Genomic DNA, 11,040 nt, shown 5'->3' on the forward strand with positions numbered 1-11,040 from the left:
GTTTTATACCCCCGCAGACTGTGGTTGAGCAGCTTCTGGCGTTTCTAGTGTTTCGTCGTTAGCTTGGGTTTCGTCAGCTGATTTATCCCCTAGACCTTTGGGCTCGTCCTTCCGGTTAACCCAGCCATGTACCCAGCCGCGTCCAACATTGGCCTGTCCGCCGACTTGGAGCAAGGCATTGATAGTATCCATCAATAGGTGGTGCTCGGGCTTCGTCACTGGGTCTTTAGACAGCAGCTTGTAGCCCCAACTGAAATAGAGAATTGTGTCTCGTGGAATGCAGACATCGGTCCAGAAGATCTCAGCTGAGCCTGGATTTTTGCTAGGGTCATCCGTTTCGTCTTGGATTTTGTTGCGGATTTGAGTCCAGAGGGCGTGTTCCATCAGAGTTTGGAAATCGGCATCGCTGAGGATGATGCGGTTTTGGCTCCAGACCGGATGGGCTGAGTCTTTAAGCGCGTCGGGCCAGCCGTCCAGGGCGATTGTCGTATTCTCTGTTCCCTGAGGCCATGCTTTCACTTCAACTTCTGCATCAGCCACGATATAGGTTCCCGGTCGATCGCCAATGGGGGTGTCAGGAAACGTTGTCACGGGTTTACCCGCAACGATCGCATGATCCCGAATCAGGCTATGGCAGCTTACCCAAGCAAATACATCGGTGCCCCCATTCAGTGACATGGTACGCATGGGTACCCACAGCAGGCGGGCATCGCCAAACCATACCTGATGCACGCCCATATCCCCGTTTTTCTGGAGTTCCTTGCCGAAAAGGCGATCGGCAGCATCAGAATCCTGTAATCTCACTTCCTCTCGGATGCCGCCCCGTAGGGATGACCCTGGAATGTAGGGAAAATCGGTATGAACTTCCCGAGCAATATCGAGGACATTACCCAAATCACCTTCGCCGCCGCAGTGGATCGGGGCCAGGCTGTATAAATAACCCGTACGAAAATCACTCATAATCTTTTGCTTGTGCTCCCCATAACAACGTTCCGTAGTTCAGCTTTCCAAAGGTAGTCAGCCACTTGTGTTCTAGTTCGGACCTTGGGGCTGGCAGCATTCGCCCAGGGTAAGGCCCATCACTAAATCGGTACACCGTTCCTGGCGGCACAAAAGCCCGCTGAGGTAACAGTGCAAAGGTTTTATCCTGCCTGGGCCGTTCTATATCCGACCGATTATCCAGGCGTGGCGGTTTGCGTCGAATCGCCGAAATCCCCCCCCACAACAGCTGCTTGTCGGTAGCACATCCAACTAGGTTTTCCCAGTCGCTGGGGTAAGCACTATACAGGGCTTCTCCAGCCTGGGCTAATCCTGGGGTGAGCAAGTAGCCACAGGGACGCTCCGCCGTTGCCGCTGGCGGATTTTGCAATGGCTGTAGTTGCTTCTCCAGCGCAGAGTTGGGCTCTAACAGCAAGCGCTGCACGATAGCGCGATGACCTTCGCCGCCCAATCGCACGGCTCCCTGAGTCAGGTTGGCACTCATTCCAACCACAAACCGCCAACCACCATGGAGTCGAATGGCGACTTCGGTGAAGTAGCCGTCGGCATCTTTGACCTGTCGCTGGCTGTCCTGAATATCGATGTGGGGCAAAATTTGGGGTGACCAGGGATTTTTGTGGAAGGCGTTCTTGGGAAAATTTGTCTGCCCCTCCAGATAGATCTCCAGCAAGGCTGTTGCCCGTATCCAGGGATCAGGTTCGCCTACTTCCCCCTCGACCGGCTGATCCAGCACCATGGGAGCCAACCCAGCAGGAAAGACTAGCCCTGACCAGGCTGCATGATTTTGATTTTGATCGACTGGAACCAGGCGTTTAACTGCCGTCCAGTCATTACCTGAAAGCTTGCGGTTGTGCCCTTCAGGATAAATACAGACCAGATCCTTTGGGGTTGGCAGCCATAAGGTACCCTGCTCATCCAGCAAAAAGGGGCCAAGGAAGTCTAAGTCCCGGTGGCTGAGGTCTTTTTCGCCATCGCCATAGTCTGGCAACAGCGATCGCATGGCCTGAAAAACGGTAATTGGCATAGGGGGAAACAGTCCCTTGGCCCAAGAACCATCCCCTGGGTTAAAGGGCTTAGCTTCGCGAAAGAGCAAGACATCCAGGGGTATGAGGGTATACCAGTGCATTAATCCTCCTCCCCGTGGGTCCATTGGTAGCGCTCAACTCGCTTATCGATCCAAAAGGCGGTGAAGCGTAGGAGTTTGCCTAAGTCTTCAGGGCGGGTACCGAGAGTGCTTTTGGCAATCTCTGTAGCCTGTTCGGCAGATTTGCCTTGGTTTAGAGCAGCCTGTCTAGCCTCACTCTGGGCACTACGCGCCCAATCTTCCCAGTCGTCTAGCCAATCCTCAATTGCACTAAAAACCTCTAGCTGACGATTCTCATCCCGTTGCGACATCAGCACTTTGGCCGCTTTAGAAAATAGATGAGGGTGCTCGGGGAGTTCGCCAATGCGTCGTGGGAGTTCTTCGGCAAGGCGATAAAGGAGCGGGCTGAGTCGTTTGCGATAGCCGGGATATTTTCTGACCCAGTCCCACCAGGTTTTCAGTAACTCACCATGCATCAAGGCTTCGAGCTGGTTGCCACTGCCGTAGATGACGCGGAAACAGATGCCATTCTTGTAGTGCATGGCCTTGGCGCGATCGCCCTCGGCAGTCCAGAGGCTTTCTAGCACCGTAGGCAACGGTACGCTCTTGTGGGCAAAAACCACACCACTGCTCATCGTGGCCTCTGCCCCCATAGTGAAATAGGGACGCTTTTGAATACCTTTGAGAGGTTTTTGGGGATTCCAATAGCCGCTGTCATTACTGCTGAAGTCGCCACAGGGATCTTGTCCACCGCACCAGGCAGCTCGTAGAGAAAGCAAGTACTCGGGGATGTCTTCTAGGGGTAAGACGGCCATAACATCGTCGCCGCCACTGTAAATCACTCGACCGCAGTAGCGCTGTTCGGTCAGGTGCGGAACCAGGTGATTGGAGAAGTCTAACAGGGCTCGGTTAAGGCCTACGTGGGTAGCTGGCCCCATGCGTTTGTGAGTCTCTGCTTGAAAAGCTTGAAGGAGATCAGAATCAATGCCTGGTGTGATCACATCTTCTACCAAGTATTTCTCATACACCCCTAGCTTTTTGCCCGAAACGTACTGCCCCATGCTGTCTCCGTCTGACAGCAGAATCACCCACCAGTCGTCGGGGCTACCCTGACCGAATCCAGAAAAATCATCCCCTTTTTGGTGGGCCTTATCGACAAGCTGCCGCAATTTGCCGATGGCTTCTGGGGTCTGCAATCCCATATCGTCAGCTAGCCAGCGACTGGAGTACATGAGCCCATTCAGCCCATTCCTAAACTCAGGGTCGTTGTGTAGGGTTACTTGCAGCGCAGCATCCGTCTGAAAAATTTGACAAGGGCGTTTAGTTCGACTGTAAAAAACTTGTTTCTCATCTGAGCTAAACTTCTGTTCCTGCTCCCCTTCAATCAAACGCTTCAGACGATGCCAGTAGTCACGCGCCTGATCGGGGACTGTCTTGAGATAACGGGCTGCCGCAATCGAACTCAGGTTGGGAAATCGGATTAGGTTTTCATAGTCAGGATTAGCATCATCCCATTCGTCTGAAACACCCAAGGTTTCAGCAATACCGCCATGCTGCCAAGCCATACGCTTGGTTAGCTCCAGGGCATTAAGGCGCTCTGAACCATTAAATAGCCCAACATACGCCTTAGACATCACCAGCCAAAATAGACGCATACTGCTCTCAGGTAGGCCGCCCCCTTCCCGGAAACTGCCATGGTATTTCAACCAGGGATGGACGGCACTAAACTGACCCGACAGGGTAGAGCGTCCGCCTGGAGCGGCTGGAATTTGCCAGTTGCGAGTATTTTTGACGGCATGGAGACACACAATCAGCCGCTGTTGCAGTGGCCCCCACCAGTTACCGATATTGAGGCGTCCGTTTTCAAGGGACTCGTAGAGTTGCTTCTCTTCTGGAGAGGGAATATTCAATCCTTCAGGACTAAAGGCGATCGCCCGTTGGGCTTGAATCCAGTCCGTAGCTTGTGGGTCTGAAAGGGTAACTTCCACAGCTGCATTGGGAGAACCCAAGGGCACTGCTGCCCAGTAGGGCTCCCAACTATGGCTCAGTTGCTGTTCCCAGAGATTCGGCCAATGCCAGGCACAGGGGTCTTGCAGTTTCTCGATTTCCCGCCAGTAGGGCTTAAGGGCTTCATTGTCTTGGAGATTTAGATCTGGGAAGGCTTCTTGTAGGAGTGTTTGCAGGGCACCAGAGCTTTGGGAACTCAGCCAGGAGATAACGCGATCGCGAATCTGACCTTGTACCTTGTTCCCGATGGTTTTCCATTCCTCAACCAGCTCCTCGGTCAGCTCTTGCCCTAGCTGCCTGGCCCCCTTTTCCCCCGGCACCAACACGGTGATCATGTTGGGAAAGCCTGCGGTGCTGAGGCTATTGGATTCCTTATGATTAAAGCGTTCGACTGGGGTCTGATGCGCTGATGCTTCTGGGGCAATCTCCCTAAAAAACGCCTCAAAGCTAGAAAAATCACCATCTTGCAGCATCAGGGCATCAAAAATCTCCTGATTCCACAGTGACGGCACAATCACGACGTCGGGGCCATAGGTTTGGGCAATGTGCCAGCAGAGGCGAGCACTGAGGTAGTGCAGCAAATACGACCCAGCCCAGAAATCCACAAACTTGCGGGAGGCTTTGATGAATTCCTGTACGGGGGAAAAGCTGAAGAGTAGCAGATAGGGCGTTTCGGGGCGATCGCCGTTATGCCCTTCTGGATACATCGCCCCCGCCAGGGCCGATACGGTGCTCTGGTAACTGTGCAAGGGGCAGTCGGGCAGAATGCGATGGGCTGGATACAGCAGCGCCTGGGAGTCTGGATTGGCCTTGGCCCAGTACTCGGGATAAAAGCGCCAAAACCACCAGAAGACGTGCTTAGCGTCGGGGGATGTCTGAATGTCTGCAGGAATTTCAACTGGTTCTAAAGGTAGTTCGGTGATAATTTGCTGCTGACCGCTGATCGGGTGCCGTACTCCAACCTCATTGGGCAGCTCAGGGGTGGTCTGAAGGTTGAGGCGATCGCTGGAAGCCGCAACATCCAAGCAAAGGTTGCCTCCTGCTCGCCACCAGTCCCGCAGATCAGCGAGTTGAGGCGCTAAGCATTGGAGCGTGGCACAGAGATGGTGTTCGACATCAGGATCTTTGAAGTGGTGAAAGGCTTGCAAGAAGGCATAGAGTTTTCGCTGGTAGTCAGTCACGGAAACCGGTTTCCCTGCTAAATATCAATTTGAATAGAGTGGCCTCTAGGGATAGAGACAAGAATGCGATTAGATCTATGGCATAGGTGATTTGGATATGGGGTCGCAATTGACCTACCGACATTAGGCTGTTCTACAGCTACAAACAGACTTCAGATTTTATGCTGACGATTCCGGAAAGGTTTGAGATTTGATCAGTTTGTCAGAGCGATGGGGCATTCGCAATGGTCTAAATTTGGCTAAAGTTATCCCAAGCTAGGCGCGATCGCACTTACAGCCCCAAAAGCTTCAGGTTTTCTTTGGTAAGTGCCAAAATAACGTTACGTACTGGCGGGGCAAGCACCTGGGTCTGTTTAGGCTGAGGGGATGTAATGCCTGCGAACCACGGGTCTGTATTCTATTGTGCAAGCACCTTTAAGCGATGGCTGTAACCTGTGACCTTGCGAGATCCACCTTGAATGCTTTGCAGGACAAGGGTTTGAGCTGTTTTTGGCATGGCTTTATTGTGATTAAAACCCTGGTTTTTGGCTCTGGTTGTATCCACCTTGAATTGGGGGTGCTAGGATCTAGGCTGGGTAAGGGTTCTAGCAGCCCGCTCCCAACAACTTCTTCGGAAGTCGAACTAATGGAAACATAGTAAATGCCGTATTCGTTTTCAATTACCTCAACCCAACAACTTCTTCGGAAGTCGAACTAATGGAAACTCCATTAATGTTTGATGGAGTTCCATTTTTGATTACTTGACCCAACAACTTCTTCGGAAGTCGAACTAATGGAAACTTGCCGCATAGCCATTGCCTTGGAATTGATTGTAGTACCCAACAACTTCTTCGGAAGTCGAACTAATGGAAACTCGGGCTGATTCTACGGCTTCTTCCTCTTCTTCACCCAACAACTTCTTCGGAAGTCGAACTAATGGAAACAGTACACATAGCCTGCGAGAATTGAATCGCAGAATGATTACCCAACAACTTCTTCGGAAGTCGAACTAATGGAAACAGATCTGGATTTCATATTCAAATTGAAAGACCCCTGCCCAACAACTTCTTCGGAAGTCGAACTAATGGAAACCTACAGACTTAGCTTTAGTACCTGAAATAGGCATACCCAACAACTTCTTCGGAAGTCGAACTAATGGAAACCCAGGAAGTTATCACGGGCCGTGATCAACTCTGCAAACCCAACAACTTCTTCGGAAGTCGAACTAATGGAAACTGGGGGAGCGCGGCGTAGGCCTCTCGGGGGGGCAAAACCCAACAACTTCTTCGGAAGTCGAACTAATGGAAACATCGTAGCAAAGAGTTCGTGGAACCTAAATAAAGCCCCAACAACTTCTTCGGAAGTCGAACTAATGGAAACTCTTTCCGCCGTCGTTCACTCGCCAACCATTCTTCACCCAACAACTTCTTCGGAAGTCGAACTAATGGAAACCCAGCAGCGCCGCCGCGCATTCCGCCCTGCCACTACTCCCAACAACTTCTTCGGAAGTCGAACTAATGGAAACGTTTGAGATTCAGCGGGAATGGAAGCGCACCATCTTCCCAACAACTTCTTCGGAAGTCGAACTAATGGAAACTAGCAACTGATTTTCTATATCCAACTTCACCTGTGCGTTCCCAACAACTTCTTCGGAAGTCGAACTAATGGAAACTAGATAGGCTCGAAGATTGCCACGGTACGTTCCAACCCAACAACTTCTTCGGAAGTCGAACTAATGGAAACTAGATGAGTTCTTCGAGAACTTGGGAAAGCCTCGGACGGCCCCAACAACTTCTTCGGAAGTCGAACTAATGGAAACAGATCATCCAGTGGCGTCTGTTTCTGTTGCTCTGATTCCCAACAACTTCTTCGGAAGTCGAACTAATGGAAACCCCAGAGATCTCAATTAAGTCCTCCACCGAGTAGAGGGGCCCCAACAACTTCTTCGGAAGTCGAACTAATGGAAACCTGCGCAGCAATCCCACCAACGGGGCCTTTGCCGATGTCCCAACAACTTCTTCGGAAGTCGAACTAATGGAAACCCAGTACTTTGGCTCTAATCTGCGCGGCAAGCTCAGGCCCAACAACTTCTTCGGAAGTCGAACTAATGGAAACGGCAACACTATCAGCAGTGCCAGTCCCCAGATCTTCTCCCCAACAACTTCTTCGGAAGTCGAACTAATGGAAACCAAAACTTTACGAGATTCACCCCTTGAAATATTTGACCCCCAACAACTTCTTCGGAAGTCGAACTAATGGAAACACTACGGACTGATACACCCCCGAAACCTCTGGAACTCCTTCCCAACAACTTCTTCGGAAGTCGAACTAATGGAAACCCGTAACGGCAAGCGTCGAAACCGACGATCTATTTTCCCAACAACTTCTTCGGAAGTCGAACTAATGGAAACATTTTATTCCAGCAGCTCATGGTTTGGTTCTCCTTTTTCCCAACAACTTCTTCGGAAGTCGAACTAATGGAAACTGAACATAGAAAGTCCTCCTTTGGTTGCTTTGTCGATACTCCCAACAACTTCTTCGGAAGTCGAACTAATGGAAACACACGTCAGCGTTTGTTTTGCCATAGCCGTACACCCCCAACAACTTCTTCGGAAGTCGAACTAATGGAAACACACGTCAGCGTTTGTTTTGCCATAGCCGTACACCCCCAACAACTTCTTCGGAAGTCGAACTAATGGAAACCACGCTGGGCGATCGCGCAATGCTCCTCCTTCAACTCCCCAACAACTTCTTCGGAAGTCGAACTAATGGAAACCTGGTCAGCCGTTGCAACTGGCGATTAAACAGACTGGTCCCAACAACTTCTTCGGAAGTCGAACTAATGGAAACAGGTAATAAATCATGCCTGGCTCAGGCTTACGATATCGGTACCCAACAACTTCTTCGGAAGTCGAACTAATGGAAACTCCATTCGGTGCGATCGCCCCGCCGCTCAGTAAGTCCCGCATACCCCAACAACTTCTTCGGAAGTCGAACTAATGGAAACTCACAAGAACGGTGCCGTCGCGCCATAGCTTAAACCCAACAACTTCTTCGGAAGTCGAACTAATGGAAACCTAGAAGTTTTTGTAGCTCCATAGAGGCCTTAGAACCCCAACAACTTCTTCGGAAGTCGAACTAATGGAAACCCCATCGGTGACCAGCTCGCGCTAGGCGGCGCGTCAACCCAACAACTTCTTCGGAAGTCGAACTAATGGAAACTAGCCAGCCAAAAGAGGCTCTATATCGCTAGGAACCCAACAACTTCTTCGGAAGTCGAACTAATGGAAACCCATCCATGGACAGATTAAGCAAATTCGGCTTAAACCCCAACAACTTCTTCGGAAGTCGAACTAATGGAAACCCAACCCTTATACCGTCACCCTTTAAGCTCCCATCAAGCCCAACAACTTCTTCGGAAGTCGAACTAATGGAAACCGCATCATGCCCCGGGCATCATCACTGAGGCGCTTTCCCAACAACTTCTTCGGAAGTCGAACTAATGGAAACCACGTAGGTATAGGCCACCTCCACAGGAAACAACTCCGCCCAACAACTTCTTCGGAAGTCGAACTAATGGAAACGTGAAATCCATCAACCACCACGTAGATATCAGCATCAGTACCCAACAACTTCTTCGGAAGTCGAACTAATGGAAACGCAAAGGGCCGAGAATTACCCACCGAGGCCGCCCGCAACCCAACAACTTCTTCGGAAGTCGAACTAATGGAAACGCTACGTATTCGATCGCATCGGCCTGACCCCTGACACCCAACAACTTCTTCGGAAGTCGAACTAATGGAAACATCAAGAATATTCATGGCAAGTCCACGGGGGTTAACCCAACAACTTCTTCGGAAGTCGAACTAATGGAAACGAAAAAATCGCCGTCGGCAATTTTTTCGTTTCCTGCGGACATTAACAGGAAGCCTGAAAAAACTGCCTAACCTCTTCTTTTTAGTTCATTTGTATCTCGCCAACTTCAACGAAATACGAATGTATTGATCTTCCAAACTCCCGTAGAAACGCTCATAACTATTTTTGCCATTGTGGGATTGCTGAACTCATAGACAGGTGCATCGAGACTGCGTCGGTTGATTTCATATCTCCCATAGTCCGATAGGCAAACCCCGCATTATGACAATCCCCCATACCGCCGCCCAGGTGGCGATCAACGTCAGCGCTCTGCAAGCGTTGTTTTACTGTCCGCGCCAGTATTACCTGCAAGAAGTTGAGGGCATCCATACCCCCAATGCCGAGGTCTATTCGGGCCTGCGACTGCACACCGAGCTAGAGCGCGACGGCGGCGACGAATGGCAGCAATACACTCTGGAGAGTGAAGCTTTAGGTCTGCGGGGTCGGGTCGATGCACTCAAAACCAGGGCAGGGCAAACCATCCCCTACGAGCACAAAAAAGGGCGGTGCTACCGAGACAGCGATCAGCAGCCCCAAGCTTGGCCCGGCGATCGCATCCAAGTTCTTGCCTACGCCCTCCTACTCGAAGCTGAACTGGGCATCTCGATCACCGAGGGTCGCGTTCGCTACCACGGCGACAATGTTCTGGTGCATGTGCCCTTTGACGCAGCGGCGCGGCAAGACCTGCTAGCTGCCATCAAGCAGGCCCAGCAGTTGCAGGTAGCCCGCGATCGCCCCCCGGTAGCCGACAACGCCAACCTCTGCACCTGCTGCTCCGTCGCAGAAGCCTGCATGCCAGACGCCACCCGCCTGGCCCAGGGCACCACCGACCAACCCCTGAAGCTGTTTCCCCAGGATGACGAACGGCAGATTATCCACGTCACCGAGGCGGGCACCTCAATTGGCAAAAGCGGCGACCAGTTCAAAATCACCAAGCGCGATGGTAAAACCACACTGCTGCCCTCGCGCCAGGTCGGGCAGTTGGTGCTGCACAGCTACGTGCAAATTTCCACCCAGGCCATGTACTTTTGCGCCGAGCAGGGGGTGGGGCTGCACTTTATCTCGGGGCGAGGGCAGTACCAGGGCAGCTTTGACACCCGCCAGGGCAACATTCAGCGGCGAGTGCGGCAATACCAGGCACTCACCGATACAGCCCAGTGCTTGCGGCTGGCCCAGCAACTCGTTACCTGTCGCGGCCAGAGCCAGCGCAAGTTTCTCATGCGCAGCCAGCGCCAGACTGCCAACCCTACGCTCAAGCAGGCGATCGACCAGATGCAGCGCACCCTCAACCAGGTGCCCCAGGCCGAGTCGATTCCTTCGCTACTGGGGTTAGAGGGCAACTTGGCAGCGCAATACTTTGGTGCCCTGCCCCAGTCGTTGGCCGATACCGCCAACCCAGCCTTTCGCTTCTCGGGCCGCAACCGCCGCCCGCCCAAAGATCGCTTCAACGCCATGCTCGGCTTTGGCTATGCCCTGCTGCTCAAGGATGTGATGAATGCCATTCTCACCGTGGGGCTAGAGCCAGCCCTGGGCTTTTACCACCAGCCCCAGCGCCAGGCTCCTCCCCTGGCCCTCGACCTAATGGAGATCTTTCGGGTGCCGTTGGTTGATATGCCGGTGATGGCCGCCATCAACCGCAACCAGTGGGATGCCGACGCCGACTTTGAGATTACCGGCGAGCAGGTGTGGCTCAACGACAGCGGTCGCCGCAAGCTGATCGCCCTCTACGAACGACGTAAAGAAGAAACCTGGAAACACCCCGTGGTGCAATATTCGATGACCTATCGCCGCCTGATCGAGCTAGAGGTGCGCCTGCTGGAGAAGGAATGGCTGGGGGAAGGGGGGCTGTTTGCTCAGCTGGTGCTGAGATAGGAG

4 protein-coding genes and 1 CRISPR repeat array are annotated in these 11,040 nt (G+C 52.3%); of the genes, 1 reads left to right on the top strand and 3 read right to left on the bottom strand.

Annotated features, from left to right (window positions below; genetic code table 11):
- Positions 1-3: 3 nt before the first annotated feature.
- Genes IQ254_RS13500 through IQ254_RS13510 form a run of 3 tightly spaced genes read right to left on the bottom strand, consistent with a single transcriptional unit; the run spans position 4 to position 5,271 of the window.
- Positions 4-960, bottom strand: coding sequence for an RAMP superfamily CRISPR-associated protein (locus IQ254_RS13500; protein WP_193966676.1), 957 nt, complete (start codon positions 958-960; stop codon positions 4-6).
- Complete coding sequence (locus IQ254_RS13505; protein ID WP_193966677.1) at positions 953-2,125, bottom strand: type III-B CRISPR module-associated Cmr3 family protein; 1,173 nt, start codon at positions 2,123-2,125, stop codon at positions 953-955. The genes IQ254_RS13500 and IQ254_RS13505 overlap by 8 nt, the downstream gene beginning before the upstream one ends.
- Positions 2,125-5,271, bottom strand: a complete 3,147-nt coding sequence (locus IQ254_RS13510) for a type III-B CRISPR-associated protein Cas10/Cmr2 (RefSeq protein ID WP_193966678.1) — start codon at positions 5,269-5,271, stop codon at positions 2,125-2,127. Before IQ254_RS13510 ends, IQ254_RS13505 begins: the two co-directional genes overlap by 1 nt.
- 597 nt (positions 5,272-5,868) lie before the next feature.
- A CRISPR array of direct repeats spans positions 5,869-9,127; the repeat unit is 36 nt; unit sequence CCCAACAACTTCTTCGGAAGTCGAACTAATGGAAAC.
- A gap of 260 nt (positions 9,128-9,387) precedes the next feature.
- On the opposite strand from IQ254_RS13510, the gene cas1 reads away from it, so the two are divergent.
- Positions 9,388-11,037, top strand: a complete 1,650-nt coding sequence (cas1, locus tag IQ254_RS13515) for a type I-MYXAN CRISPR-associated endonuclease Cas1 (protein ID WP_193966679.1) — start codon at positions 9,388-9,390, stop codon at positions 11,035-11,037.
- The last annotated feature ends 3 nt before the right edge of the window (positions 11,038-11,040 follow it).

Origin of the sequence: Nodosilinea sp. LEGE 07088 (assembly GCF_015207395.1) — a bacterium.
GTDB lineage: Bacteria > Cyanobacteriota > Cyanobacteriia > Phormidesmidales > Phormidesmidaceae > Nodosilinea.

Excerpts from the sequence above, each read along its gene's own strand:
- cas1 (WP_193966679.1), top strand. The coding sequence starts at position 9,388 with ATGACAATCCCCCATACCGCCGCCCAGGTGGCGATCAACGTCAGCGCT.
- IQ254_RS13500 (WP_193966676.1), bottom strand. The coding sequence starts at position 960 with ATGAGTGATTTTCGTACGGGTTATTTATACAGCCTGGCCCCGATCCAC.
- IQ254_RS13505 (WP_193966677.1), bottom strand. The coding sequence starts at position 2,125 with ATGCACTGGTATACCCTCATACCCCTGGATGTCTTGCTCTTTCGCGAA.